Here is a 25,605-nt window from a genome sequence, read left to right as displayed (position 1 = left end):
GGGTGTCAGTTCAGGACGCGGCCAGCCAGCTGTTGAAGCGTTCGGTCAGTTCCGCGGAATGGTCGGCCCAGAATTCCGGATCGTCCGTCACCGCATTGGCCAGCGCCTCGGGACTGGTCGGCATGTGCGGCGCCATCTCGGTCACGCCGTCCTGGTACAGCCCGACCAGTTCGTTCGACGATTTCCGCGCCGGGCCATAGGCGATGTATTTCGCCTGATCGGCCAGACGCTGCGTGTCGGTCGCGAATTTCAGGTATTCCATCGCCGCGTCCGGGTTGGGCGCATCGACCGGGATCACGAACATGTCCATGTCCAGGTACTGGCCGTCCCAGATGATCTCGAAGGGCTGCTTTTCGGCCACCATCGCGTCAAAGGCGCGACCGTTATAGACGGTGGTCATGCTGACCTCTCCGTCGGCCAGCAACTGCACGGGCTGGGCGCCGGCCTCCCACCAGACGGTGTCGGCCTTGATCGTGTCCAGCTTGGCAAAGGCGCGGTCCACGCCCTCGGGGGTGGACAGCACGTCATAGACCTCGGCCGCGGGCACGCCGTCGGCGATCAGCGCCAGATACAGGGTGCGCTTGGGGTTCTTGGGCAGGCCGCGCTTGCCGGGGAAGGTCTCGGTGTCGAAGAAATCGGCCGCCGTGCTGGGGGTCTCTCCCTCGAACTTGGTCGTGTTGAACGAGATGACCGTGCCCCAGACGATGTTGGCGACCGCGCAATCCTGCAGCGCGCCGGGCACGAAATCATCTACCGCAGCGGTGCCGTCGGGCGCACTGGGCAAGTCGGCGGGGTCGATCTCGACCAGCGCACCCTCGTCGCACAGGCGGATCGCGTCGCTGACCTCGACGTCGAAGACATCGCCCGTGACGTTGCCGGCCTCGACCTGCGCGCGCAGCGGCGTCGCGGGGTTGTCGGCGGCGATCATGTTGACGGTGATGCCGGTCTCAGCGGTGAAGGGCTTGTTATAGGCCTCGACCTGGCTGACCTCGTAGGCGCCGCCCCAGGACACGACGTTGACCTCTTGCGCCATCGCGCCAAAGGCCACGCCGCACAGGGCGGTCGAAAGGATCAGGGTGGATTTCACGTTGGTTCTCCCGGTTGGTTTGGTCTCGGGCATTTTCGCCCGTTGTCATTGGCCCCGTTGGCGGGGCGCAGACCGGGCGGGACGAATCCCTCCCGGTCCGAACTGGATCAGCTGGCCAGCCAGCTGTTGAAACGCTCGATCAGCTCGGCGTCGCGGTCGACCCAGAAATCCAGGTCCGATGCCAGCGCCCCGGCCATGTTCGCGTCGAAGGTGGGCAGGTTGGGGCCCATCGGCTCCTCGGTGCCCTCGATGTTGCCGACCATCGCGGCGGCGGACCGGCGCGGTGGACCATAGCTGATGAATTCGGCGGCGCGGGCCTGGGGCGCGGGCGCGGTGGTCCAGGCCACGAATTCCATCGCCTGCTCCAGGTTTGGCGCCCCCTTCGGCACGACCCAGCCCTCCATCTCATAGATCTGGGCATCCCAGATGATCTCGAAGGGCTGGCCGTCGGCCTGCGCCGCGTTGAAGATGCGGCCGTTGAAGGCATAGGCCATGCTGACCTCGCCATCGGCAAGCAGCTGCGGGGGCTGGGCGCCTGCCTCCCACCAGATCACCTCGGACTTGATCGTGTCCAGCTTCGCAAAGGCGCGGTCCACGCCCTCCGGGGTGGACAGCACGTCATAGACCTCGGCGGCGGGCACGCCATCGGCCATCAGCGCCAGCTCAAGGTTGAACTTGGCGCCCTTGCGCATGGTCCGCTTGCCCGGAAACGCTTCCAGATCGAAGAAATCGGCAGGGGTCGCGGGCTTGGCCTCCGGAAAGGCGGTCTCGTTGAATGCAAGGACCATCGAATAGACGTCGGTCGCCACGAAGCATTCGGTCACCGCGCCGTCGATGAAGTCGTCGGCCGCGGCCGTCCCGTCCTCGGCCGGCAGCAGGATGGCGGGGTCGATCATCTCCAGCGCGCCCTCGTCGCACAGGCGCACCGCATCGGCATATTCGACCGACGCGACATCGACGCTGACATTGCCTGCCTCGACCTGCGCCTTGATCGGGGTCGCGGGGTTGTCGGCGTCCGACATGACGACGTTGATGCCCGTTTCCGCCGTGAACGGCTTGGCATAGGCCTCCAGGTGGCTGTTGCCATAGGCGCCGCCCCAGGACAGCAGGTTCACATCGGCCAGGGCCGGCCCGGCGACCAGGCCCATCGCGGTGCTGAGTGCAAGAAAACGCTTCATCGAAGTCTCCGGTTGGGAAAAGGGATCAGATCGGGTCCAGCGCGCGGGCATCCTGGGGATGCCAGCCGATGCGGATGACCTGGCCGGGGTCCAGACGGGTCTGGCCGATCGTGTTGCGCATCTTCATGACGAAATTGTCGCTGCCGGCGACCTTCAGCCGGGCGCGCAGGATGTCGCCCATATAGATGACCTCCATCACCTGCGCCTCGATCGTGTGGGCGCCCTGGGACATCATCTCGGGCTTGAACTCGACCCGTTCGGGGCGGATCGACACGGTCGTGCGCTGACCCCTCTCGCGGATGTTCACGGCGGTGGCGTCGATCACCCCGCCCCCGTCCAGCCGCACCAGCGCCTTGTCTCCATCCAGCTGCTCGATCGTGCCGGCCAGGGCGTTGTTCTCTCCGATAAAGCTTGCGACGAAGCTGTTCTCGGGGCGCTCGTAGAGATCGGACGGCGGGGCCAGCTGCTGGATGCGCCCGTCGTTGAAGACCGCGATGCGGTCCGACATGGTCAGGGCCTCGCCCTGGTCATGGGTCACATAGACGACGGTGATTCCAAGTTTCTCGTGCAGGTGCTTGATCTCGAACTGCATATGCTCACGAAGCTGCTTGTCCAAGGCGCCAAGCGGCTCGTCCATCAGCACCAGTTCGGGGTCGAACACCAAGGCGCGGGCCAGGGCGATCCGCTGTTGCTGCCCGCCGGACAGCTGCGCCGGACGCCGGTTCGCGAACTTGCCCATCTGGACCATGTCCAGCGCGCGGGCGATGCGCGTCTGGCGTTCGTCCTTGCCCATCCCGCGGACCTCCAGCGGAAAGGACAGGTTCTCTCCGACGGTCATGTGCGGGAACAGGGCATAGTTCTGGAACACCATGCCGATCCCGCGCTTGTGCGGCGGCACCTGATTGATCGGACGCCCGCCAAGACGGATCTCTCCGTTCGTCGCAGTCTCGAAGCCCGCCAGCATCATCAGGCAGGTCGTCTTGCCGGAACCGGACGGCCCCAGCATTGTTAGAAATTCACCCCGTCCGATCGACAGATTCAAGTCTCTGACGACAAGTGTCTGTCCATCATAGCTTTTTTGCACATGCTCGAAGGCGACGAATGCGTCGCCGTGGCGGTCGTCCAGCAAAAGCGCTCTCCCTGTTATGTCGTTGGTTATTCAGCGCAAGGATCAGGTTAAGCGTCGCCCTGCCCGACTGGCAATATCAATTGCGACATTCCATGCCCCGAACGCGTCGCGCCCGAAACCCCGCAAGGGAGCTTCGGGCGCGAGGGCCATGTGGATTGCAGAGCGTGCAGGGCCCACTGCCTGTTTGTCAGGCAGTTGCTGGGCCCCGTGAGCAGTTGCCGGTCAGGCGGGCCGCTTGGGTCCCTTGCGATGCGCCTTGGGAGCACCCGCCTTGTCGCCGGCGGGCCTGGATTTGGCCCAGGCCGGCTTGGGGCCCTTGCCAGCGTCGGCCGACGACTTCTTCTTCCACGATTTCACGGCCGCATGCGGTCCGGTCTCGCGCGGTTCGGCGGGGGCATCATCGGGCAGCCAGCCGCCGCGGGCGGACTTGACGCGGGCGTGGTGACCCTCGTCCGACGCGGCGTGCTTGGCACGCGGCGCGGGCTTGCGACCCTCGGAACGGTTGTCGGTGCGCGGGGCGCGGGGCGCCCGCTCGATCGGCGCGTCCAGGTCGGGGGCGCCGTCCATGCGGCGCATGGTGACCTCCGGGGTGATCTCGATGAAATCGCCGAACTTGGCGGCGACTTCCGACGCGATCTGGATATAGGACAGGTCCTGCTTGACGCGGATCGCGCCGATGCTGTCGCGGGTGATCCCGCCCGCATCGCAGACCTTGGGCAGCAGCCAGCGCGCCTCGGCCCGACCGGAATGACCGACCGACAGCGTGAACCAGACCGAAGGGCCGAATTCGCGCTGCGCACGGGGGGCCATTGGCGCGGGGGGCGCATGCGCCTCGGACAGTTCCTCGGCGGCGGGGCGGCCTTCGCGCCACAGGCGCAGGAAGGCGGCGGCGACCTGTTCGGCGCTGAACTGCTCCAGCAGCTGCGCGGCCAGGGCGGCGTCGTCGCCCACGGGTTCATGCAGGCCGGGATGGTCCAGCATGCGCTGATCATCGCGCGCCCGCACCTCGTCCGCGGTCGGCGCGTCCAGCCATTCGGCCGAGACCTTGGCGTTCTGCAGCAGACGCTGTGCCCGACGATAATCGGCCGACGGCACGATCAGCGCGGACACGCCCTTGGAGCCCGCGCGCCCGGTGCGGCCCGACCGGTGCAGCATCGTGTCGGGGTTGGTCGGCAGGTCCGCGTGGATCACCAGTTCCAGCCCCGGCAGGTCGATGCCACGCGCGGCCACGTCGGTGGCGATGCAGACGCGGGCGCGCCCGTCACGCAGCGCCTGCAGGGCGTGGGTCCGCTCCTGCTGGGACAGCTCGCCCGACAGGGCCACGCATTTGAAGCCCCGGTTCGACATGCGCGCCAGCAGGTGGTTCACGTTGGCCCGCGTCTTGCAGAAGACGATGGCGGTCTGCGCCTCGTGGATGCGCAGCAGGTTGAAGATCGCGGGCTCGCGGTCGCGGGCGGTCACGGTATAGGCGCGATAGGCGATGTCGCCATGCTGGCGCGCCTCGCCCATGGCGGCGATGCGCAGGGCGTCGCGCTGGAAATCACGGGCCAGCTTCTCGATCGCCGAGGGCACCGTGGCCGAGAACATCAGTGTGCGCCGCTCGACCGGGGCGGCGCCCAGGATGAACTCCAGGTCCTCGCGGAAACCCAGGTCCAGCATTTCGTCGGCCTCGTCCAGGACGGCCGCGCGCAGGTCCGACAGGTCCAGGCTGCCGCGGTCGATATGGTCGCGCAGGCGGCCAGGCGTGCCGACCACGATCTGCGCGCCGCGTTGCAGGGCGCGCTTTTCGTTGCGATAGTCCATACCGCCGACGCAGGTCGCGATCTGCGCGCCGGTCCCGGCATAAAGCCATTCCAGCTCGCGCGCGACCTGCAGCGCCAGTTCGCGCGTGGGCGCGATGGCCAGGGCCAGCGGCAGCTCGCCCGCGATGATGCGGTCGCCGTCCAGAAGGTCCGCGCCCATCGCCAGGCCAAAGGCCACGGTCTTGCCCGACCCGGTCTGGGCCGAGACCAGCACGTCGCGGCCCGCGGCCTCGGGCGCCAGCACCGCCGACTGCACAGCAGTCAACGTCTCATAGCCCTTGTCGGCCAACGCCGCCTGAAGCGGCGCGGGGAAATTCAGTTCAGTCATGTGATTCGCCAAAATGCGGGGGCCGTGAGCGACCCGATGAGCGGCACCTATCGTCGCTGCGACCGGCCCACCCTGCACCCGCCGCCCCGGACTAGCAGGGCCAAAGGCGGTTCCCTACGCGGTTTGGATCGCAAAGTCCACGCCCAATCAGGGGGTGTTCGACGCGGCCTCCTGGCGGGCCGCGATCTCGCGCCGCATGGTGCGCCTGACCTCGGCCGACCGCCAGCGCTGGCGGTCGATGTCGTCCTCAAGCTCGGGCTTGGGGACCGGCACAGGATGGCCGCGTTCGTCGACCGCGACCATGGTGAAATAGCAGGAATTGGTATGCCTGCGGGTGCCACGGCGGATGTTCTCGGCCTCGACCCGGATGCCGACCTCCATCGATGTGCGGCCGGTATGGTTCACCCGCGCGCGAAAGGTCACCAGCTCTCCCACGTGGATGGCCTCCTTGAAGGTCACCTGGTCGACGGACAGGGTCACCGCATATTCTCCAGACCAGCGCGACGCGCAGGCATAGGCCACCCGGTCCAGGCAGGCCAAAAGGGCGCCGCCATGCACCTTGCCGCTGAAATTCGCCATGTCCGGCGACATCAGCACCGTCATCTCCAGCCCGCGCCTGTCCATCTGTCCCCCGTCCGCTGCCCCGCCATCCTGCGACAATCGCGCGGGCGCGAAAAGCCCCCCTTGCGCCACGCGCCCGCCGCGCCTAGCCTTGGGGGGCAAACCGTTGGGGTGTCCCGTCACAGGGGCTGAGAGGCGACAGCCAACCCATCGAACCTGATCCGGGTCATACCGGCGGAGGGAACGGTGCAGATATCCGCGCGGCCATCGGCCCGCCCTGTGTCCCCACCCCTTTGCCCGGTCACGACCCGCCACATTACGGGGGACGACGTGACAGCACCCATTGCCCTGACCATCGCCGGGTCCGATTCTGGCGGCGGCGCCGGCATTCAGGCGGATCTGAAGACCTTTTCGGCCCTTGGCTGCTATGGCGCCAGCGTCGTGACCGCGCTGACGGCGCAGAACACCCGCACCGTGGCTTTGGTCGAACCCGCCAGCCCCGCGATGATCGCAGGGCAGATGCGTGCCGTTCTGGACGATCTGGACGTCCGGGCGGTCAAGCTGGGCATGCTGGGCGGGGCCCAGGCCATCGCCACGGTGGCCGGTGGTCTGGACGGCTGCGACCTGCCCATCGTGCTGGACCCGGTGATGGTGGCGAAATCGGGCGACCGCCTGCTGCCGCCCGATGCCATCGACGCGCTACGTTCCCTGTTGGGCTGCGCGACGCTGCTGACCCCGAACCTGCCCGAGGCCGCCTGCCTGCTAGGTTGTGCCCCGGCCACCACCCCGGCCCAGATGGCCGAACAGGGTGCTGCGCTGCGCGCCATGGGCGCGGGGGCCGTGCTGATGAAGGGTGGGCATGGCGACGGCGCGATCTGCACCGACCTTCTGGTGACCGCGCAGGGGGCGACGCCCTTCAGCGCCCGACGCCTGTCCACCCGCAACACGCATGGCACCGGCTGCACGCTGTCGGCGGCCATCGCCGCAGGCCTGGCACACGGCCTGCCGCTGGAGCAGGCGGTGGGGGTCGCACACCGCTATCTGCAACGCGCGATCGCGGCGGCGGACGATCTGTGCGTGGGGTCGGGGCACGGGCCGGTGCATCATTTCCATGCGGTCTGGTCGCATGGCTGACGTCACCATCATCGGCGCGGGCGTGGCCGGGCTGTTCGCGGCCCATGTGCTGGTGCAGCGCGGGCTGACACCGCGCATCCTGGACCGCAACGGCGCGCCCGGCCCACACGGCTGCTCATGGTGGGCCGGCGGCATGCTGGCCCCGCAGTGCGAGGGCGTGACCGCCGACCCCGTGATCACCCGCCTTGGCGCAGAAGCCGCCGATGCCTGGTCAGTCGTCACGCCCGTCACGCGGCGCGGCACGCTGGTCCTGGCGCTGGACCGCGACCGGGCGGAACTGGCCCGCTTTGCGCGCCGCGCCACGGCGCATCACCCTTGCGACAGCGCCGATCTGGAACCAGACCTGCAGCCCCGGCCCGGCCTGATCTTTCCAACCGAGGCGCATCTGGACCCCCGACGTGCCTTGGCGGATCTGGCCGCGTGGCTGGCCGCGCGCGGCATCGGCATCGAATGCGCGACCGCCGAGCCCGGCGACGTCGCAGGCCCGGTGATCGATGCCCGCGGACTGTCCGCCGCCCTGCCCGACCTCCGCGGCGTGCGCGGTGAGATGGTCGTTCTGCACGCGCCCGACATCGCCCTGACGCGGCCGGTCCGCCTGCTGCATCCGCGTCATCCGCTGTACATCGTGCCGCGCGCGGGCGGCCTGTTCATGCTGGGCGCGACCCAGATCGAAAGCGTATCCCGTGCGCGCCCCACCGCCCGGTCGGTGCTGGAACTGCTGTCGGCGGCCTATGCGCTGGACCCCCGCTTTGCAGAGAGCGCCATCGTCGAGATGAGCGCCGATCTGCGCCCGGCATTTCCGGACAACATCCCGCGCGTGACCGTCCGAGGGCGGGTGCTGCACCTGAACGGGCTGTTCCGTCACGGATACCTGATGGCCCCCGCGCTGGCGCGCCAGGCGGCCGATTACATGATCACCGAAACCAAGGGAGAACTGGTCCATGAGGATTGAGGTCAACGGAACCCCCCGCGACATCGCCGCCACCACCGTGGCCGACGCGCTGTCCGAACTGGGCTGGGGCGAGGCCCGCGTGGCCACGGCGCTGAACGGTGATTTCCTGCCCGCTGCGTCCCGCCCGACGCAGGCGCTGCGCGACGGTGACCGGCTGGAGGTCCTGGCACCCATGCAGGGAGGATAGGCGATGCGTGATTTCTATGGCGTCACCCTGCCCAACGCGCTGATGCTGGGCACCGCCCAATACCCGTCCCCGTCGGTCCTGCAGGAGGCGTTCCGCGCCAGCGGTGCGGGCGTGGCGACCGTGTCGCTGCGCCGCGAGGCCGGCCAAGGCCAAGCCTTCTGGTCGCTGATCCGCGATCTGGGCGTACGCGTGTTGCCCAACACCGCCGGCTGTCACAGCGCGCGAGAGGCCGTGACCACGGCCCGCATGGCGCGCGAAGTCTTTGAAACCAACTGGATCAAGCTGGAGGTGATCGGCCATGCCGACACCCTGCAGCCCGACCCCTTCGGCCTGCTGGAGGCCGCGACGACGCTCTGCGCCGAGGGGTTCCAGGTGTTCCCCTATACGACCGAGGATCAGGTTCTGGCCGCCCGCCTGCTGGATGCGGGGTGCCGGGTGCTGATGCCCTGGGGCGCGCCCATCGGGTCTGGCCTTGGGCTGAACAACCGCCATGGGCTGCGCATGCTGCGCGCGGCCTTTCCAGATGTGCCGATGGTGATCGACGCGGGCCTTGGCCTGCCCAGCCATGCGGCGGAGGCGATGGAGATGGGGTTCGACGCGGTCCTTCTGAACAGCGCGGTGGCGCAGGCGGGCGACCCGGTCGCGATGGCCCGCGCCTTTGCGCTGGCGGTGCAGGCGGGCGCCGTGGCGCGCGACGCCGATCCCATGGGGGTGCGCGACATGGGCGCGCCCTCTACCCCCCTGATCGGGAGGGCCTGGCTGTGACGCAGCCGCGCTTCTATCCGATCTTCGATGATGCCGCATGGCTGGACCGCGTTCTGCCCCTGGGCGTCCGGCTGGTCCAGCTGCGGCTGAAGGACCGCGACCCCGCCGACGTCCTCGACCAGATTGACCGCGGGCTGCGCCTGGCGCGCGCACATGGCGCGACGCTGGTCGTCAACGACCACTGGCAGGCGGCGATCGATCTGGGCGCCGACTGGCTGCACCTGGGGCAGGAGGACCTGGACGACGCCGACCTGCCCGCCATCCGCCGCGCCGGGCTGCGGCTTGGCGTCTCGACCCATGACCGGGCGGAACTGGACCGTGCGCTGGCGCTGGCCCCCGATTATGTGGCCCTTGGGCCCGTCTGGCCCACGATCCTGAAACAGATGCGCTGGCATGAACAGGGCTTGGACCGGGTCACCGAATGGAAGGCGCTGGTGGGCGACATTCCGTTGGTCGCGATCGGCGGGCTGACCCCCGATCGCGGTGCGCAGGCGCTGGCGGCGGGGGCGGACATCGTATCGGCCGTGACCGACATCACGCTGAACTCCGACCCCGAGGCGCGGATCGCCGACTGGCTGGCGGTGACGGCATGAACCGCTATGCACGCCAGATGGTGCTTCCGGGCATCGGCGCCGCGGGCCAGGATCGGCTGGCGCAGGCCCACGTGCTGGTCGTGGGCGCGGGCGGGCTGGGCTGCCCCGCGCTGCAATACCTGGCCGCCGCGGGAGKGGGTCGGATCACGCTGGTCGATCCCGACCGCGTGGAGGAGACGAACCTGCACCGCCAGCCCCTGTACCGCATGGACCAGGTGGGCCGACCCAAGGCCCAGGCCGCGGCGGCCGCATTGGCGGTGCTGAACCCCGACTGTCAGGTGGTGCCGCGTGTGGAATGGCTGACCCCGGCCAACGCGAGCGATCTGGTGCAGGCAGCCGACGTGACGCTGGATTGCGCCGACAGCTTTGCGGTCAGCCTGACGCTGTCGGATGCCTGCATGGCGGCGGGCAGGCCGATGATCACCGCCTCTGCGCTTGGCGTGTCGGGCTATGCCGCGGGCTGCTGCGGCGGGGCGCCCAGCCTGCGCGCGATCTTTCCCGATCTGCCGGCGCMGGCCGCCAACTGTGCCAGTGCGGGCGTGCTGGGCCCCGTCGTCGGCATGATCGGAGCGCTGCAGGCGCAGATGGCGCTGGCCGTGCTGCTGGGCCTGGACCCTCGGCCCTTGGGGCGGCTGATCAGCTGGGACGCAGGCGGCTGGCGGATGGGCGGCTTCCGCTTCGACACCGCGCCCGAACCCGCCGATCCCCTGCCTTTCATCGCCCACGCCCAGATCGCCCCCGGCGACCTACTGATCGACCTGCGGACCGAGGCCGCGCCCATCGCCGGCGCCCGCCACCTGCCCCCAGACCGCATCGCGCATCTGGACCCCGGCCCCGCCCCGCGGGTGGTGCTGGCCTGTCGCACCGGCCTGCGCGCGCACAATGCCGGCCGGATCCTGCAATCGCGCTGGCCGGGGCGCATCGCCCTGCTGGCCCTGACCGATGACGACCTGAAAGGACGCCCATGAAGACGCTGACCCTGGCGCTGGCCGTGCTGGCCCTGCCTGCCCATGCCGAAACCCGGCTGACCGTGATGCTGGACTGGTTCGTGAACCCCGACCATGCCCCGATCGTGCTGGCTCAGGAACTGGGTTATTTCGCGGATGCCGGGCTGGCGGTTCAGACCGTGGCCCCGTCCGACCCCAACGATCCGCCGCGCATGGTCGCCGCCGGGCGCGTCGATCTGGCCGTCAGCTATCAGCCGCAGCTGCACCTGTCGCGCCACCAGGGCCTGCCGGTGACCCGCGTCGGCACGTTGGTGGAAACGCCGCTGACCTGTCTGGTCGTGCTGGCCGACAGCGGTATCACCACCCCTGCCGACCTGTCCGGCCGCAAGGTCGGCTTTGCCGTGGCGGGCGTCCAGGAGGTGATGCTGGACGCCATGCTGGCCGATGGCGGGATGACCCCCGACGATGTCGAACAGATCAACATCGGCTGGTCCATCGCGCCTGCGCTGATGTCGGGACAGGTGGACGGCGTCATCGGCGCCTTCCGAAACTTCGAGCTGAACCAGCTGCGGCTAGAGGGGTTCGAGGGCCGCTGCATGAACCCCGAGGATCACGGCATCCCCGCCTATGACGAGCTGATCTATCTGGCCGATCCCGCCCGCATGGACCGCGCCGCCATCGCGGCCTTTCTGGAGGCCACGGAACGCGCCACGGCCTTCATCAAGAACGACCCCGACGCGGCGTGGCGGATGTTCGCGGAGACCGCCGCCGAACTGCGCACCCCCCTGAACGAGGCCGCGTGGGCCGACACCTGGCCCCGCTTTGCCGGGCGCCCCGCGGCGCTGGACGCGGGCCGTTATCTGCGGTTCGAGGCGTTCCTGGCCGACCAGGGCGCCACGCCGGGCGGACAGTCGCTGTCCGATCTGGCCATCGACGTGACCGCACCATGAGCGCGCCCGACTACGGCCGCGCGTTCGCGCTGTGGCGGGACGCGGCGGGGCATCACTGGGACGCCTATGTGGACCATGCCTTCGTCCGGCAGCTGGCGGCGGGCAGCCTGCCCCGCGACAGCTTCCTGCACTATCTGCGGCAGGATTACGTGTTCCTGCTGCATTTCGCGCGATCCTGGGCGCTGGTCTTTGCCAAGTCGGACCGGATGTCGGAGATGGCGCTGGCCTCCTCCATCGCCCACGGCCTGCTGAACGGAGAGATGCCGCTGCATGTCGCGATCTGCGGCCGCGAAGGCATCCCCGAAGGCATGCTGCAGGACACCCCGGAATCGCCCGCGAACATGGCCTATACGCGCTTCGTGCAGGCCACCGGCTATGCGGGCGACATGCTGGACCTGCTGGCGGCGCTGGCGCCTTGCGTCTTCGGCTATGGCCAGATCGGGCTGGCGCATGCGGACAGCGGCGGCCCCTATGGCGAATGGACCGCGACCTATGGCGGCGCCGACTATCAGCGCGTCTGCCATGATGTCGGCGCGCTGATCGACGCGGCGCTGCAGGCGCGGTTGGGCCCAGACTGGCCCGCCCTGCCCCGCGCGCGGACGCTGGCGCGCCATTTCACCCAGGCCACCCAGCTGGAGGTCGGGTTCTGGCAGATGGGGCTGGACCGGACATGATCCGCATCACGGGCGATCTGATCCTGGACGGGCGGGTGCTGCTGCCGGATCTGGCGCTGGACTGTCCTCCGGGGCGCGCCAGCAGGATCAGCTGCTGCCCTGGGCCGATGCGCTGGCCAATGTCACCATCGGCGCGCGGCTGCGCGGGCAGGCCCCCGACCGCGCCCGCGCCCGCGCCCTGCTGGCCGATCTTGGCCTGGCAGGTCTGGAGGCGCGCCGCCCCGCCCAGCTGTCGGGCGGCCAGCGTCAGCGCGTGGCCCTCGCCCGCACCCTGATCGAGGATCGCCCGGTCGTCGTCCTGGACGAGCCCTTCTTGGCGCTGGACGCCGCCACGCGGGCGCAGATGCAGGATCTGGGGGCGCGGCACCTGGCCGGGCGCACGGTCATCCTGATCACCCATGACCCGCTGGAGGCGGCGCGCCTCTGCCACGCGGCCTTCCTGCTGGATGCCCGCGGAACCCGCCCGCTGGCCCTGCCCGCGACGCCCACGCCGCGCGCGCTGGACGACCCGCAGGTTCTGGCGGCCCAAACCGCGCTGTTCCGCAGCCTGATGCCATGCGCGGCCTGATCGCCGTCCTGGTCGCACTGTCGGTCTGGCAGGGCGTGGTCTGGGCCAGCGGCGTGCCGCCCTTCATCCTGCCCGGTCCCGCGCGGGTGGCGCAGGCGCTGATGGATCACGCCGCGATGCTGGCGGTGAATGCGCGCTTTACGCTGGCCAATCTGGCGGCGGGACTGGCTCTGGGGGTGGCGCTTGGGGTCGGGACGGCGGTCAATCTGGCGCTGTCGCCCGCGGCGCGCTGGCTACTGCGGCCGATGCTGATCGCGGCGCAGGCGGTGCCGGTCTTTGCGCTGGCCCCGATCCTGACGCTGTGGCTGGGCTACGGCGCGCCCAGCAAGGTCGTGATGGTGGCGCTGGTGGTCTATTTCCCGGTGGCGTCGGTGCTGTTCGACGCGCTGATGCGCCCGCCCGCGGCGCTGGACGATCTGGCGCGGTCAATGGGCGCGCGGCCTTTGCGGCGGTTGACGCTGATCCAGCTGCCCGCCGCCCTGCCCGCGCTTGGCTCGGGGCTGCGGCTGGCGGCGGTGCAGGCGCCGCTGGCGGTGATCGTGGGCGAATGGGTCGGCTCCAGCCGGGGCCTGGGCCATGTGATGCTGATGGCGAACGGGCGGGGTCAGACCGACCTGATGTTCGCAGCCCTGGCCATGCTGACCGCGATGGGACTGGCGCTGTTCGCCGCGGCGGGCGCGGTCCAGCGTCTGACGGAAAAGGGCCGCCCCGAAGGACGGCCCCAAGCGATCACCACGAGGTGATGACGGCCCCGTCGTATTTCTCGTCGATGAAGGCCTTGACCTCGGGCGACTGATAGGCCTCGACCATGGTTTTGACCCAAGGCTCTGCCTCGCGGCCCTGCTGGACGACCAGGATGTTCACATAGGGGCTGTCGGCCTTTTCCATGGCGATGGCATCCTCGCGCGGGGACAGGCCCGAGGCCAGCGCATAGTTGGTGTTGATCACCGCGATGTCGGCATCGGCCAGCGCGCGGGGCAGCTGCGCCGCATCCAGCTCCAAGAACTGCAGGCCCTTGGGGTTGTCGCTGACATCCAGCGGGCTGGGAACCAGGCCCGTGCCCTCGGCCAGGGTGATCAGGCCCAGATCCTGCAGGATCAGCAGCGCGCGGCCGCCATTGGTTGGATCGTTCGGGATCGCGACCTGCGCGCCCTCGGGCAGGTCGGCGATGTCCTCGAACTTGTCGGAATAGATCCCCATCGGCGTGGTGATGGTGGTGCCGACCTCGACCAGCTCGAAGCCGCGGTCCTTCATCTGGTTCTCCAGATAGGGACGGTGCTGGAAGCTGTTGGCATCCAGATCGCCATCGGCCAGCGCCTGGTTCGGCACGACGTAGTCGGAGAACTCGATGACCTCGATGGTCAGGCCCAGGGGTTCGGCGACCTCGGCCACCTTCTCCATGATCTCGCCATGTTCGCCGGGGGACACGCCGACCTTGATGTCTTCGGCCATGGCGACGGAGGAGAGGGCGATGGCGGATACGAAGGTTGTCAGACGCAGCATGGGATTCGTCCTTTCTTGTCTGCGGGAAATTCAGGCGCCGCGGTTGCGGGGCGCGCGGCGGTCGACGCGGGCCGCGATCCATTCGCCAAGCGACTGGACCAGCTGCACCAGCACGATCAGGATGACGACGACGGCGGCCATGACCTCGGGCATGAAGCGCTGGTATCCATAGCGGATGCCCAGATCGCCCAGGCCCTGCCCGCCGACCGCGCCGACCATCGCGGAATAGCCGATCAGGCTGACCACGGCCAGGGTCAGGCCCAGGGTGATGCCGGGCAGCGCCTCGGGGATCAGCACCTTGCGGATGATCTGGAACGGCGTCGCACCCATGGCGCGCGCGGCCTCGATCAGGCCGGCATCGACCTCGCGGATGGCGTTTTCCACCAGCCGCGCGATGAAGGGGATGGCGGCCAGGGTCAGCGGCACGATGGCCGCGTCCGTGCCGATCGACGTGCCGACGACGGCCCGCGTGAAGGGAATGATCGCCACGACCAGGATGATGAACGGGACCGAACGCGTGGCGTTCACCACCAGCCCCAGCACCTTGTTGATCCACGGCGCCGACAGCAGTTCCCCCCGCTGAGAGCAGGCCAGGAACACGCCCAGAGGCAGCCCGCCCAACGTCCCCAGAATGGCCGAGATGGCGACCATGTAGAGGGTCTGCAGCGTCGCGTCCCACAGGATCGGGATCAGGTTAGCGGACATGGCCCAGCACCTCCGTGGTCAGACCGTGTTGCTCAAGAAAGGCGCGGGCCTGGTCGCCCCGGTCCTGCGGCACCGAGATCAGCAGGTTGCCGAAGGGGCGCGTGCCGATCTCCTCGATGGTGCCGCCGAGGATGTTGGCGCTGATGCCCAGATCGGTCGCCAGCCGCGCCAGCATCGGGTCGGTCGCATGCGTGCCGGCAAAGGTCACGCGGATCACCTGGTCGCCCGGCGGATCGGTCTGCAGCCGCGCCGCGACGAAGGCCGGCAGCGTGGCGCCCGTGACACCGGACAGGAAGCGCCGGGTCGTCGGGTGCTGGGGGCGCGCGAAGATGTCGTAGGTCGGACCGGCCTCGACGATGCGGCCCGCCTCGATCACCGCCATGTGGCTGGCGATGTCGCGCAGCACCGCCATCTCATGCGTGATCAGCAGGACGCTGACGCCCAGATCGCGGTTGATCTGGGCCAGCAGGTCCAGGACGGTCTGCGTGGTCTCGGGGTCCAGCGCACTGGTCGCCTCGTCCGACAGGAGGACCTTGGGGCCGGTGGCCAGGGCGCGCGCGATGCCCACGCGCTGCTTCTGCCCGCCCGACAGTTCCGCAGGATATCGGTCGGCCAGCGCGCCCAGGCCCACCTGCTCGATCAGCTGGTCGACGCGGGCGCGGATCTGGCCGCGCGGCGTGCCCGCGACCTCCAGCGGCAGGGCAATGTTGCCCCGCACCGTGCGAGAAGCCAGCAGGTTGAAGTGCTGGAAGATCATGCCGACATCGCGCCGGATCGCGCGCAGCGTGGACCCCGTCGCAGTGCCCACGTCGCGGCCCGAGACCGTGACGCGGCCCGTCGTCGGCCGCTCCAGCCCGTTCACCATGCGCAGCAACGTGGACTTGCCCGCGCCGGAACGGCCGATGATGCCGGTGATGCTGCCCTCAGGGACCGACAGGGTGATGTCGGCCAGCGCCGTCACCTGCCCTCCTGCCTTGGGAAAGGACTTGCCCAGCCCTTCGAAGGTTATCGCCGCGCCGGTCATCCGCATCCTGCATGCTTGCCAAAAGTCAGGGCGCGGTCCTGCCCGAAACGGCCGCCGGGCGCAAGCCGTGCCTCAGCCGCACCGCGATCCCGCCCGGAACGGCCGTTCGCGCGCCGCGCAGCCTGCCGGAACGCAGGCCCTGCCCCGGCCGATGCGCACGGACCGCGGCGGTCGGGACGCGCATCGGGCAGGACGGCGTCCTTATTCCGCGGCGTCCGGCACCCCGCGCGCCAGAAGCGCGGTCAGGATCGTGCGCAGCGTGTCGGGGCGGAACGGCTTTTCGATCAGCGGCGCGTGGTCGAACCCCTGCGGCAGGTTCTCGCGGCCATAGCCCGACACGAAGCAGAACGGCACCGACAGGCTGTCGAAAAGGGCCGCGACCTCGTCCACCGGCTCTCCCTTCAGGTTGCCGTCCAGCAGGGCCAGGTCGATCGGCCCGTTCCGGGCAGCGGCCATCGCCTCGGGGACGCTGCGGGCGACGCCGGTGACGGTGGCCCCGGCATCCTCCAGCTCATAGCGCAGGTCCAGCGCGACCAGCGGCTCGTCCTCGACCAGCAGGACGCGCGCGCCCTCCAGCGTCGATGCGCGGATGACGGGTTGGCCGACCAGCGCCTCGGCGGCGGCGGCCTGGCCCGCCAGCCGGGTCACGCCGTCGGTCAGACGGATGGTCCAGACGACCCCGTCGGGGTTCCAGTCGGCGCTGACCGCGGCCGCATCGCCACCCCCGGCCGCCCCGATCAGCGTCATGCCGAAGCCCATGCGCGACGGCGCGGTGACCGCCGGGCCGCCCGTCTCGCGCCAGGTCAGGACCAGGCGCTGCCCCTCAAGGCGCCAGGCGATGTGCACGATCCCGCCCGGAACCGACAACGCCCCGTATTTCGCGGCATTCGTGCCCAATTCGTGCAGCGTCAGCGCAAGGCGCAGCATGGTGTCGGGGGCCAGTTCCACCGGCGGGCCGTCGCGGCGCAGCCGGTCGCCGTCCAGCGTGCCCGAACTGATCTGGTCGTCGATCAGCTGATCCAGCGGTGCGCTGGCCCAGGTCGCATCCGACAGGATCGAATGGGCGCGGGCCAGCGCCTGCAGGCGCCCGCCAAAGCTGGTCTCGAACTCGGGCAGGCTGCCGGATTGGCGCAGGCTTTGGCGGGCGATGGCCTGGACGTTTGCCAGGGTGTTCTTGATGCGGTGGTTCAGCTCTCCGATCAGCAGCGCGCGGACCTCCTCGGACTGCTTTCGTTCGGTGATGTCCTGGACCTGCAGCGACAGCGACTGGCGGTTCAGACCCTCGGACAGGACCGATCCATAGACCTCGCAGCAGATCGGCCCGATATCGGCGTGATCCAGGCTGATCTCGGCCGAGAAGCGCGGCACGCCGTCCTGCTGGCTGTCCAGCCAGCCGGTCAGCAGCGCGGCCCCCTGTTCGTCCAGCCAGCCCGCCGCGGTGGCGGTCATGCCCAGCATGTCGCCCGCGGGCCGCCCGAACATGCGTTCGGCCCCCTTGGACCAGCTGCGCACGCACAGGTTCCGGTCCAGCGTGACGAAGGCCAGCGGCGAATTGTCGGCATGGGCCTTCAGCTGCGCCATCGCGCGGTCGCGGTGCAGCGCGATGTCCTGCATCTCGTCGCGCTGGCGCTGCAGGTCCTTGGCCTGGCGGCCGATGCGGAAGAACACCTCGGCCTTGGATTTCAGCACCACCGGGTCGATGGGCTTGAAGATATAGTCGACCGCCCCCGCCTCGTACCCGCGGAACCGGCGGGCCTCGTCCATCTCGGCGGCGGTGACGAAGATGATGGGCACGCCGCGGGTGCGTTCGGTGGACCGCATCAGTTCCGCCAGCTCATAGCCGTCGGTGCCGGGCATCTGCACGTCCAGGAAGGCCAGCGCATAATCGTGCTGCAGCATCAGTTCCAGCGCCTCGGTCGCGGACCGCGCGGTGTCGACCACCAGCCCGTCGCGCCGCAGCAGCGCCTCCAGCGCCATGATGTTTTCCGCGATGTCGTCGACGATCAGGAAACGGATGGGTCTATCGGGCATGAACAGTCTCCTGGTCGGCATTCCGGCGCCAGATCCGGTCCGGTTCGGCAAAGGCCGCGAAGGACGCGGCATGGGTGGAAAAGCGCAAAGTCTCGTGAGAGCCGAGGCCAAGAAAGCCGCCCCGCGCCAGCGCCTCGGCGAAAAGGCCCACGGCGCGGTCCTGCAGCGTCCCGTCGAAATAGATCAGCACGTTCCGGCACGACACCAGCTGGACCTCGGAAAAGACCTGGTCGGTGGCCAGGTTGTGCTCGGTGAACACCGTGCGCGACCGCAGGCCCCGGTCAAAGGCCGCGCGCCCATAGGCGGCGGTATAGTAATCCGACAGCGACCCCAGCCCCCCCGCCCGCTGATAGTTCTGCGAGAAGACCGGCAGGCGGTCGATGTCATAGATGCCGGCCTCGGCCCGGGCCAGGGCGCGGCGGTTGATCTCGGTCGCATAGAACATCGTGCGGTCGAACAGCCCCTCCTCGCGGAACAGGATGGCCAGCGAATACAGCTCCTCGCCATCGGCACAGCCCGCCACCCAGACCTTGAGCGAGGGGAATGTCCGCAGATGCGGGATCACCTCGCGGCGCAGCGCCAGGTAATAGGCCGGATCGCGAAACAGTTCGCTGACCTGCACGGTCATCGCGTCGATGATGTCGGGCAGCACCGCGGGATCGTGCAGCAGGCGGCCCTGCACCTCGGACAGGGTCGCGCAGCCAAGCCTTTCGCGCGCCAGTTCGGCGCGACGGGCCAGCGATGCGCGCGAATAGGACCTGAAGTCGTAATGGTGGCGCCGGTTCAGCGCCTCCAGGAACAGGTCCAGCTCGATCGCGTCGGCCGCGCGCAGGGGGACGGGATCGACGCTCATCGCGGCATCCAGACCCGGGTCAGCGACAGCAGCTTGTCGACATCCAGGGGTTTGGGCAGATAGTCGTTCGCCCCCGCCGCCAGGCACTGGTTCTGATCCTCGGCCATCGCCTTGGCGGTCAGCATGATGATGGGCAGGCCCTTCCAGCGGTCGATCTTGCGGATCTCGCGCGTGGCGGTCAGGCCGTCCATCTCGGGCATCATCACGTCCATCAGCACCAGGTCGATCTTGGGCGCGGCACCGTCGTTGATGCGGCCAAGGGCCTCTAGCGCCTCGCGGCCGTTCCGGGCAATCTGCACGGTCGCGCCATGCGGCTCGAACACGCCGGTCAGGGCATAGACGTTGCGGATGTCGTCCTCGACCACCAGGATGCGGCGCCCCTCCAGCTGCGCATCGCGGTTCAGCGACGCGGCCAGCATGTCGCGCTGTTTCTGCGGCAGGTCGGACACGACCTGATGCAGGAACAGCGTAACCTCGTTGATCAGGCGTTCAGGCGACTTGGCGCCCTTGATGATGATCGATTTCGAATAGCGGCGCAGGCGCTGCTCCTCGGCCTCGGACAAGGCGCGCGCAGTATAGACGATGACCGGCGGGAAGGACGCCGTGCCGTCCCCGTCCAGCTGCTCCAGCACCTCGAACCCCGATGCATCCGGCAGCGTCATGTCCAGGACGATACAGTCGACCGTCTGGCTGCGGCAGATCTGCAGTGCCTCGGCGGCGGTACCGGCGCCCACCGTCTCGACCCCGTCGCTGGTCAGCAGCGCCTTGAGCCCCAGCATCTGCGCGGGATCGTCCTCGACGATCAGCACGCGGCGCAGGCGCTGTTCCAGGCGGGTCTCCAGGTTGCGGATCGCCGTGGCCAAGTCGTCGCGCCGCACCGGCTTCATCATATAGCTGATGGCGCCCTGGGCCAGCGCCTCCTTGGTGTAATCGTCGGCCGAGACCATATGCACCGGGATGTGTCGCGTGGTCGTGTCGCGCTTCAGCCGGTCCAGCGCGGACAGGCCCGAATGGTCGGGCAGGCCCACATCCATCACGATCGCCTGCGGCAGGAAATGGCGCGCCGCACGCACCGCGTCATCCGCTCGGCCCACGCAGACGCAGCGGAAGCCCAGCTCCTGCGCCAGACCGTAGAGGATGCGGGCGAATGCCGGATCGTCCTCGACCACCAGCATCACCCGGTCCCCGGCGCCGATGTCCGCGCGGTCGTCCTCAACCCCCGGCAGGGCGTCCAGCATCATCGGCGCGGGTTCGGGCATCGTGGGCGCGGGCAAGGACCGCCGCGCAGGTGCCGGCGATTGCAGCGCCGGTGCGGCGGGCAGGATCAGCGTGAAGGTGCTGCCCTTGCCGGGCGCGCTGGTCAGCGTGATGCGCCCGCCCAGCAGATCGGCCAATTCGCGGCAGATCGACAGGCCCAGCCCCGTTCCGCCAAAGCGGCGGGAGATCGTGCCGTCCGCCTGCCGGAACGCCTCGAACACGGTCTCCTGCTGGCTGGCGTCGATGCCGATGCCGCTGTCCTGCACCGACAGCGCGATCCCCTGCGCCGCCGGGGAAATATGCAGCACCACCTGCCCCCGTTCGGTGAATTTCAGCGCGTTCGAGATGAAGTTCCGCAGCACCTGCTCCAGACGCTGCCGGTCGGAGGAGAACGCCGCGACCGTGGGATCGACCTGTGCCGACAGGGTCAGCCCCTTGTCGCGGGCCTGCGCCTCGAAGGCGCGCACCAGCTTGTCGGCCAGCGCCTGCGGCTCGACCGTGTCGCGCGACACGTCCATCTTGCCGGATTCGATCTTGGACAGGTCCAGGATGTCGTTGATCAGCGCCAGCAGATCCTTGCCCGATGCCTCGATCGTTTCGGCCCAGCGGACCTGCTCCTCGGACAGGTTGCGGCCGCGGTTGTCCGACAGCAGCCGCGACATAATCAGCAACGCGTTCAACGGCGTGCGCAGCTCGTGCGACATGTTGGCGACGAATTCGGACTTGTAGCGGCTCTCCTGCGCCAGCTCCTGCGCCTGATCCTCCAGCATCCGGCGCGACCGGGCCAGCGCATCGCGCTGTTCCTCCAGCTCCTGGGTCTGGCTTTCAAGCTGGGCGTTCTGTTCTTCCAGCTCTGATTGCTGTGCCTCCAACCGGCGCTGGCTGTCCTGCAGGGCGCGGGTCTGCTCCTCCAGCTCCTCGTTGGACGCCGCAAGCTCCTCGGTATGGGCGCGCAACTCCTCGGCCTGACGGCGGGTCTCCTCCAGCAACTCCTGCAGCTGCTGGCGATACTGGGCGGATCGCAGCGCAATGCCCAGCTTGTCTCCGATACGCTCGAACAGGTCGATCACGCGAGGCGGCGGGGCGGCATCCAGCCCGAACTCCAGCACGCCGTTGATCAGCTGCCCGTCCCGCATCGGCACGATCAGCGCATGCGCCGTGCGCCCCCGCGCCAGTCCCGTCGCCCAGCCCAGCGCCTGGTCCGGCGCCAGGGACAACTGCAGGATGCGACCTTCGGTGACGGCGCGGCCCAGATGGCCTTCGTCATCCGCCACGCGTTCCGCCAGGGCGTCGCCGTCGGTGCCCCACTGCGCCAGCCGCAGGTGGCCATGTCCATTACGGGCATAGGCGACGGCGGCCCTCGCGCCGATCCGGTTGGCCAGAACCTGCAGGACCTGGCGGGCCAGCTTTTCCGCGGTCAGGTCGCCCTGGACGGCACGGGACACCGCGACCTGGGTGCCGGTGATCCAGTCGGTGTCCAGCAGCTTGCCGCGGGTGACGATCAGCCTTCGCCCCAGAAACCCCAGGCACAGATACACGATCCCGGCCAAGCCGCGGTTCACGGCCGCCACGGTCGGATCGATGCCGGTGTTGTCCTTCTGGAACGCCAGCGCCATCGCCACGCAGACCAGCACAGCCGTGGCCACCGGCAGCGCCGGCCAGCGCGCGAAGACCGCAAGGCTCAAGGGCAGGATATAGATCAGCCAGACCGCCGTCCCCAACGGCACCATCAGATCAAGGGTGAACACGCCGGCAAGGGCCGCTGCGATGACGACCAGAATCGTCAGGTCTTGGGTCTTGGTCACGATCTCTCCTGGTCGGCGGCATTTTCGACGTCACCGTCGAACGCCGCGACAGGACCTTTCGTTCAACCGCCTGTGATCAATATTTGATAATCCGGTGCGACCCGACGGTCCCCGTCATTCGCGCCGCATGGCCATATCCAAACCGGACGGTCCTGTCGAGGGCTCAGCGCGCCCGCGGCGGCCACATCCGCGCCCAGACCCCGTCGCGCCGGATCAGCGCATGGTGCAGCGCCGCGCCGACATGCAGGGCCAACACCGCCATCAGCGCCCACGCCGCCAGTTCGTGCAGGCTGCTGGCGGCGTCGGCCAGGGGCTTTGACCGGGGGACCAGCGTCGGCAGGCCAAGCGCATCCAGCCCCTCGATCGGAAAGCCGCCCGCGCGCACGCGGACGTAACCCGACAGCGGCATCACGACCATAAGTCCGTACAGCGCCAGATGCGACAGCCCTGCCACCCGCCGCTGCCAGTCGGGCATGGTCGCGGGCAGCGGCGCGGGCGGATGCGTCAGCCGCCAGACCAGCCGCACCGCGATGATGGCGATCAGCAGGCTGCCCACGTTCTTGTGAAACAGGTACAGCGCGTCGCCCAGGCCGCGGTCCAGCCCGTCCTGCACCATCAGCAGACCCACGGGGATCATCGCCAGGATCAGCGCCGCGACCAGCCAGTGCAGCATCCGCGCCGTGGTGCCATAGCCTACGGGTCGGTGATCCATGGCGCAGCCCTCCTGTCGCGACAGGATAGCCCGGGATCGTGCTGAGGCAAGCCTGTTCAGAAGTCAGCTTGACGCGTCATGCCCCTGTCATATGTTCACCCGATGCAGATTTCCCGCCCCGACCTTGCCGATCCCACCGTCAGACCGGCCCCCGCCCCAGGCCGCCGCCTGCCCGAGGGGTTGATCCTGGCCATTCCCGCGGGGCTGGCCCTGAACCTGGGCATCGGCGTGATGATCCTGGGCCAGGGCACGGGTGCCCTGGTCGCGGGCGTCGTCTATCTGGCGGGGGCCGCGCTGGTCTGCGTTGCGATGCGCAGGCATTATCCGCATGCTAGGCTGGGGTCGTGCAACGCGGTGACGCTGATGCGCATGGCGCTGACGACGGCGTTGATCGCGCCCCTGGTCGGCGGGGTCGCGGCGGGCTGGGCAGTGGCGGCGATCGCGACCATATCACTGACGCTGGACGGGGTGGATGGCTGGCTGGCGCGGCGCAGCGGGCTGTGCTCCGATTTCGGCGCCCGCTTCGACATGGAGGTCGACGCCGCGCTGGCCCTGATCCTTGCGCTGCACGCCCTGGCCGGCAGCCCCGTCGGACCCGAGATCCTGGCCCTTGGCGTCATGCGCTATCTGTTCATCGGGGCGGGGCTGGCCTGGCCGTGGATCATGGCGCCGCTGCCGGTCAGCTATGCCCGCAAGGCCGTCTGCGTGCTGCAGCTTGCGACGCTGATCGCGCTTCAGGTGCCGGTCCTGTCGGACGATCTGGCAATCACCCTGGCGCGGATCGCGGCGGCGGCGCTGATCTGGTCCTTTGGCCGCGACGTGCTGTGGTTGCGGGGCCATCGGTGATCCCCCGGCCCTTGTCGGTCCTTGCCGCCATCCTGCTGCTGCACGTCCTGCTGGCGCTGCCAGCGCATCCCGATCAGCTGGCCTGGGCCGCGCTGGCACGCCCGGCGCCGGAACTGGCGGTGCTGATCCTGCTGGCGCTGGCCGCGGGCCGGACGGTCGCGGGGCGGCTGCTGCGCGTGGCGGCGACCCTGGCCCTGACGCTGGTCACTGTGCTGAAGGTCGCGGACCTGGCGATGCTGGAAAGCCTGGGCCGCAGGTTCAATCCGGTCGCGGACCTGCCCCTGATCGATGCATCCGTCCGGCTGATCGCCGGCAGCCTAGGCCCCTGGCAGGCGGCGGGTGCAGTTCTGGCCGCGCTTCTGGCCACGTTGCTTATCGTTGCGGGCACATGGTGGGCGATGGGCGTGCTGATGCGCCAGGGCCCGCGCGCCGCCTGGATGCGGATCGCCGGTCTGGCAGCCTCTGTCGCGGGGATCGCGCTGCTGGCGTTAATGCCGCCCCCGACGGCCGCCTATGCCATCGACCGCGCTCAGCTGTCGGCACGCACCGTGACAGAGCTGCGCCAGTTCAACGAACAGGCGCGCCAGGATACGCTGGCCGGGCTGCAGAATCCGCTGGCGCTGATCGATCGCGACGTTCTGGTGATCTTTCTGGAAAGCTATGGCCGCACCAGCTTTGACACGCCCTTCTTTGCCGACACGCACCTGCCCCGGCTGCGCCAGGGACAGCAGGTGCTGCAAGATCGCGGATTGGCCATGGCATCGGGGTTTCTGACATCGCCGACGCATGGCGGACAAAGCTGGCTGGCGCATGCGACGCTGGCCAACGGGCTGTGGGTCAATGACCAGACGCGCTATCAGGCGGCCATCGCCAGCGGGCGCCGGACACTGTTCCACCACGCCGCCGATGCCGGGTTCCGTACCGCGGCCGTGATGCCCGCCATCGTTCGTCCTTGGCCCGAGGCGTCGACGATGGGCTTCCAGCGGATCCTTGCCGCGCCCGACCTGGGCTATCGCGGGCAGCCGTTCAACTGGGTCACCATGCCCGATCAGTTCACGCTGGCCGCCACCGACCGCCTGTTGCGCGAAGGCAGCGACCCCCGCCGCCTGTTCGCGCAGATCGCCCTGATCTCGTCCCACGCGCCCTGGACCCCGGTCCCCGAAATGCTGCCCTGGGAGGATCTGGGTGACGGCACCGAATTCGACGCGATGGCGCAAGCGGGCGATCCGCCGAACGTCGTCTGGCGCGACCGCGACCGGGTGCGGGCCCAGTATCGTGACACGATCGACTATACGCTGCAGGCGGTGCTGGACTATGCCGCGCGGCAAGGAACGGACGCGCCCCTGATGATCCTGGTCGGCGATCACCAGGCTGCTACCACCATCGGCCTGGACGACCGCCGAGAAGTTCCGATCCATGTCATCGGCCCGCCCGATCTGGTCGCGCGGACCGACGGTTGGGGCCTGACGCGGGGGCTGGTCCCGGAACCGGGCAGCCCGGCGATGCCGATGGAAGCACTTCGCGACCGTTTCATGCGCAACTTTTCCGGGTCCTTGGACGTGCCTCCTGCATGAACGTGACACGCAGTCTTCAAATCCTGGTCGCCCTGGCGGTGATGGCGCTTCTGTGGTTCGGCCTGGACGGCCAGCAGGCGCTGCACCTGCTGGTGCGTGCCGATCCGCTGTGGCTGGCGGCCGCAGCACTGGCCCTGACGGCGCAGACGGTGCTGTCGGCAATGCGCTGGCGGCTGACGGCGCGGCAGCTTGGCCAGACCATCCCCCTCACCCGGGCCATCGGCGAATATTACTTGGCGCAGGTCGTCAACCAGTCGCTGCCCGGCGGTGTCGTGGGCGATGCCGGCCGCGCGGTCCGCGCGCGTCATCAGGCGGGCCTGCGCCGCGCCGGTGCCGCCGTCGCGATCGAGCGCCTGGCGGGCCAGGTCGCGCTGTTCCTGGTGCTGGCGGCGGGCGCGCTGACCGTGACGCTGATGCCGGGCGGGCTGACACTGCCGTCC

General features: G+C 69.2%; 25 protein-coding genes, 1 pseudogene and 1 riboswitch. Of the genes and pseudogenes, 14 read left to right on the top strand and 12 right to left on the bottom strand.

Going from position 1 to position 25,605, the window contains the following annotated elements:
* Positions 1-10: 10 nt before the first annotated feature.
* The 5 genes from GBO37_RS12500 to GBO37_RS12480 all read right to left on the bottom strand — a co-directional run bounded on the left by GBO37_RS12500 (position 11) and on the right by GBO37_RS12480 (position 6,148).
* A complete protein-coding gene (locus tag GBO37_RS12500; RefSeq protein ID WP_256480773.1) occupies positions 11-1,120 on the bottom strand; it encodes an ABC transporter substrate-binding protein in 1,110 nt (369 codons plus the stop codon).
* Between the two features lie 74 nt (positions 1,121-1,194).
* Positions 1,195-2,265 (bottom strand): ABC transporter substrate-binding protein, encoded by a 1,071-nt coding sequence (locus GBO37_RS12495; protein ID WP_045981304.1) that lies wholly within the window; start codon positions 2,263-2,265, stop codon positions 1,195-1,197.
* 25 nt (positions 2,266-2,290) lie between these two features.
* Complete coding sequence (locus GBO37_RS12490) at positions 2,291-3,394, bottom strand: ABC transporter ATP-binding protein (RefSeq protein WP_252929286.1); 1,104 nt, start codon at positions 3,392-3,394, stop codon at positions 2,291-2,293.
* Positions 3,395-3,616: 222 nt separating this feature from the next.
* A complete protein-coding gene (locus GBO37_RS12485) occupies positions 3,617-5,524 on the bottom strand; it encodes a DEAD/DEAH box helicase (protein ID WP_194885573.1) in 1,908 nt (635 codons plus the stop codon).
* A 147-nt stretch (positions 5,525-5,671) separates the two neighbouring features.
* Positions 5,672-6,148 (bottom strand): acyl-CoA thioesterase, encoded by a 477-nt coding sequence (locus GBO37_RS12480; protein WP_045999004.1) that lies wholly within the window; start codon positions 6,146-6,148, stop codon positions 5,672-5,674.
* A 94-nt stretch (positions 6,149-6,242) separates the two neighbouring features.
* Positions 6,243-6,345: riboswitch (TPP riboswitch) on the top strand.
* 70 nt (positions 6,346-6,415) lie between these two features.
* Between GBO37_RS12480 and thiD the strand changes: the two genes are divergently transcribed.
* The 11 genes and pseudogenes from thiD to GBO37_RS12425 all read left to right on the top strand — a co-directional run bounded on the left by thiD (position 6,416) and on the right by GBO37_RS12425 (position 13,598).
* On the top strand, positions 6,416-7,219 hold the full coding sequence (gene thiD, locus GBO37_RS12475) for a bifunctional hydroxymethylpyrimidine kinase/phosphomethylpyrimidine kinase (protein ID WP_252929284.1): 804 nt from the start codon (positions 6,416-6,418) through the stop codon (positions 7,217-7,219).
* Positions 7,212-8,171 carry an FAD-dependent oxidoreductase gene (locus tag GBO37_RS12470; protein ID WP_252929282.1) on the top strand — a complete coding sequence of 320 codons (960 nt, stop codon included), beginning with the start codon at positions 7,212-7,214 and terminating at the stop codon, positions 8,169-8,171. Before thiD ends, GBO37_RS12470 begins: the two co-directional genes overlap by 8 nt.
* A complete protein-coding gene (gene thiS / locus GBO37_RS12465) occupies positions 8,161-8,358 on the top strand; it encodes a sulfur carrier protein ThiS (protein ID WP_045999002.1) in 198 nt (65 codons plus the stop codon). The genes GBO37_RS12470 and thiS overlap by 11 nt, the downstream gene beginning before the upstream one ends.
* 3 nt (positions 8,359-8,361) lie before the next feature.
* Complete coding sequence (locus tag GBO37_RS12460) at positions 8,362-9,123, top strand: thiazole synthase (protein WP_252929280.1); 762 nt, start codon at positions 8,362-8,364, stop codon at positions 9,121-9,123.
* Positions 9,120-9,716, top strand: coding sequence for a thiamine phosphate synthase (locus GBO37_RS12455; RefSeq protein WP_252929278.1), 597 nt, complete (start codon positions 9,120-9,122; stop codon positions 9,714-9,716). The genes GBO37_RS12460 and GBO37_RS12455 overlap by 4 nt, the downstream gene beginning before the upstream one ends.
* Entirely contained in the window at positions 9,713-10,684 is a 972-nt protein-coding gene (locus tag GBO37_RS12450; RefSeq protein WP_252929276.1) for a HesA/MoeB/ThiF family protein, read from the top strand. The genes GBO37_RS12455 and GBO37_RS12450 overlap by 4 nt, the downstream gene beginning before the upstream one ends.
* Positions 10,681-11,613 (top strand): ABC transporter substrate-binding protein, encoded by a 933-nt coding sequence (locus GBO37_RS12445; protein WP_252929274.1) that lies wholly within the window; start codon positions 10,681-10,683, stop codon positions 11,611-11,613. Before GBO37_RS12450 ends, GBO37_RS12445 begins: the two co-directional genes overlap by 4 nt.
* Positions 11,610-12,287 (top strand): TenA family protein, encoded by a 678-nt coding sequence (locus tag GBO37_RS12440; protein ID WP_252929272.1) that lies wholly within the window; start codon positions 11,610-11,612, stop codon positions 12,285-12,287. Before GBO37_RS12445 ends, GBO37_RS12440 begins: the two co-directional genes overlap by 4 nt.
* A pseudogene (locus tag GBO37_RS21620) lies at positions 12,226-12,540 on the top strand (hypothetical protein); the annotation flags it as partial. The gene GBO37_RS12440 and the pseudogene GBO37_RS21620, both read left to right, overlap by 62 nt.
* Entirely contained in the window at positions 12,541-12,855 is a 315-nt protein-coding gene (locus tag GBO37_RS12430) for a hypothetical protein (RefSeq protein ID WP_252929270.1), read from the top strand.
* Positions 12,843-13,598: an ABC transporter permease gene (locus GBO37_RS12425; RefSeq protein WP_252929269.1), complete on the top strand. Its 756-nt coding sequence runs from the start codon at positions 12,843-12,845 to the stop codon at positions 13,596-13,598. Before GBO37_RS12430 ends, GBO37_RS12425 begins: the two co-directional genes overlap by 13 nt.
* Here GBO37_RS12425 and GBO37_RS12420 read toward each other — a convergent pair.
* The 7 genes from GBO37_RS12420 to GBO37_RS12390 all read right to left on the bottom strand — a co-directional run bounded on the left by GBO37_RS12420 (position 13,585) and on the right by GBO37_RS12390 (position 22,745).
* Complete coding sequence (locus GBO37_RS12420; RefSeq protein WP_252929267.1) at positions 13,585-14,358, bottom strand: MetQ/NlpA family ABC transporter substrate-binding protein; 774 nt, start codon at positions 14,356-14,358, stop codon at positions 13,585-13,587. The genes GBO37_RS12425 and GBO37_RS12420 overlap by 14 nt on opposite strands.
* 30 nt (positions 14,359-14,388) lie before the next feature.
* Positions 14,389-15,063 (bottom strand): methionine ABC transporter permease, encoded by a 675-nt coding sequence (locus GBO37_RS12415; protein WP_045981317.1) that lies wholly within the window; start codon positions 15,061-15,063, stop codon positions 14,389-14,391.
* The gene (locus GBO37_RS12410; protein ID WP_371927573.1) at positions 15,053-16,087 is read right to left on the bottom strand and encodes a methionine ABC transporter ATP-binding protein; all 1,035 of its coding nucleotides are present in this window, start codon (positions 16,085-16,087) and stop codon (positions 15,053-15,055) included. Before GBO37_RS12410 ends, GBO37_RS12415 begins: the two co-directional genes overlap by 11 nt.
* A gap of 201 nt (positions 16,088-16,288) precedes the next feature.
* Positions 16,289-18,118, bottom strand: a complete 1,830-nt coding sequence (locus GBO37_RS12405; protein WP_139598141.1) for a response regulator — start codon at positions 18,116-18,118, stop codon at positions 16,289-16,291.
* The gene (locus GBO37_RS12400) at positions 18,108-18,971 is read right to left on the bottom strand and encodes a protein-glutamate O-methyltransferase CheR (protein ID WP_045981320.1); all 864 of its coding nucleotides are present in this window, start codon (positions 18,969-18,971) and stop codon (positions 18,108-18,110) included. Before GBO37_RS12400 ends, GBO37_RS12405 begins: the two co-directional genes overlap by 11 nt.
* Complete coding sequence (locus GBO37_RS12395; protein ID WP_252929265.1) at positions 18,968-22,033, bottom strand: response regulator; 3,066 nt, start codon at positions 22,031-22,033, stop codon at positions 18,968-18,970. The genes GBO37_RS12400 and GBO37_RS12395 overlap by 4 nt, the downstream gene beginning before the upstream one ends.
* Positions 22,034-22,196: 163 nt before the next feature.
* Positions 22,197-22,745, bottom strand: coding sequence for a cytochrome b (locus tag GBO37_RS12390; RefSeq protein WP_252929263.1), 549 nt, complete (start codon positions 22,743-22,745; stop codon positions 22,197-22,199).
* Between the two features lie 102 nt (positions 22,746-22,847).
* On the opposite strand from GBO37_RS12390, the gene GBO37_RS12385 reads away from it, so the two are divergent.
* The 3 genes from GBO37_RS12385 to GBO37_RS12375 form a co-directional block, all read left to right on the top strand.
* On the top strand, positions 22,848-23,591 hold the full coding sequence (locus GBO37_RS12385; protein WP_252929261.1) for a CDP-alcohol phosphatidyltransferase family protein: 744 nt from the start codon (positions 22,848-22,850) through the stop codon (positions 23,589-23,591).
* Complete coding sequence (locus GBO37_RS12380) at positions 23,588-25,165, top strand: sulfatase (protein WP_252929259.1); 1,578 nt, start codon at positions 23,588-23,590, stop codon at positions 25,163-25,165. Before GBO37_RS12385 ends, GBO37_RS12380 begins: the two co-directional genes overlap by 4 nt.
* The coding region (locus GBO37_RS12375; RefSeq protein ID WP_252929257.1) for a lysylphosphatidylglycerol synthase domain-containing protein at positions 25,162-25,605 on the top strand (444 nt) is incomplete at its 3' end. The genes GBO37_RS12380 and GBO37_RS12375, both read left to right, overlap by 4 nt.

The sequence above is a fragment of the Paracoccus sp. 08 genome (genome assembly GCF_024105395.1).
GTDB classification, from domain to species: Bacteria; Pseudomonadota; Alphaproteobacteria; order Rhodobacterales; family Rhodobacteraceae; genus Paracoccus; species Paracoccus marcusii.
The sequence above is the reverse complement of the archived record's forward strand: the minus strand, read 5'-3'. Positions and strand labels throughout refer to the sequence as shown.

Excerpts from the sequence above, each read along its gene's own strand:
- GBO37_RS12500 (WP_256480773.1), bottom strand. The coding sequence starts at position 1,120 with ATGCCCGAGACCAAACCAACCGGGAGAACCAACGTGAAATCCACCCTG.
- GBO37_RS12495 (WP_045981304.1), bottom strand. The coding sequence starts at position 2,265 with ATGAAGCGTTTTCTTGCACTCAGCACCGCGATGGGCCTGGTCGCCGGG.
- GBO37_RS12485 (WP_194885573.1), bottom strand. The coding sequence starts at position 5,524 with ATGACTGAACTGAATTTCCCCGCGCCGCTTCAGGCGGCGTTGGCCGAC.
- GBO37_RS12480 (WP_045999004.1), bottom strand. The coding sequence starts at position 6,148 with ATGGACAGGCGCGGGCTGGAGATGACGGTGCTGATGTCGCCGGACATG.
- GBO37_RS12470 (WP_252929282.1), top strand. The coding sequence starts at position 7,212 with ATGGCTGACGTCACCATCATCGGCGCGGGCGTGGCCGGGCTGTTCGCG.
- thiS (WP_045999002.1), top strand. The coding sequence starts at position 8,161 with ATGAGGATTGAGGTCAACGGAACCCCCCGCGACATCGCCGCCACCACC.
- GBO37_RS12460 (WP_252929280.1), top strand. The coding sequence starts at position 8,362 with ATGCGTGATTTCTATGGCGTCACCCTGCCCAACGCGCTGATGCTGGGC.
- GBO37_RS12445 (WP_252929274.1), top strand. The coding sequence starts at position 10,681 with ATGAAGACGCTGACCCTGGCGCTGGCCGTGCTGGCCCTGCCTGCCCAT.
- GBO37_RS12440 (WP_252929272.1), top strand. The coding sequence starts at position 11,610 with ATGAGCGCGCCCGACTACGGCCGCGCGTTCGCGCTGTGGCGGGACGCG.
- GBO37_RS12425 (WP_252929269.1), top strand. The coding sequence starts at position 12,843 with ATGCGCGGCCTGATCGCCGTCCTGGTCGCACTGTCGGTCTGGCAGGGC.
- GBO37_RS12420 (WP_252929267.1), bottom strand. The coding sequence starts at position 14,358 with ATGCTGCGTCTGACAACCTTCGTATCCGCCATCGCCCTCTCCTCCGTC.
- GBO37_RS12415 (WP_045981317.1), bottom strand. The coding sequence starts at position 15,063 with ATGTCCGCTAACCTGATCCCGATCCTGTGGGACGCGACGCTGCAGACC.
- GBO37_RS12410 (WP_371927573.1), bottom strand. The coding sequence starts at position 16,087 with ATGACCGGCGCGGCGATAACCTTCGAAGGGCTGGGCAAGTCCTTTCCC.
- GBO37_RS12405 (WP_139598141.1), bottom strand. The coding sequence starts at position 18,118 with ATGCCCGATAGACCCATCCGTTTCCTGATCGTCGACGACATCGCGGAA.
- GBO37_RS12400 (WP_045981320.1), bottom strand. The coding sequence starts at position 18,971 with ATGAGCGTCGATCCCGTCCCCCTGCGCGCGGCCGACGCGATCGAGCTG.
- GBO37_RS12390 (WP_252929263.1), bottom strand. The coding sequence starts at position 22,745 with ATGGATCACCGACCCGTAGGCTATGGCACCACGGCGCGGATGCTGCAC.
- GBO37_RS12385 (WP_252929261.1), top strand. The coding sequence starts at position 22,848 with ATGCAGATTTCCCGCCCCGACCTTGCCGATCCCACCGTCAGACCGGCC.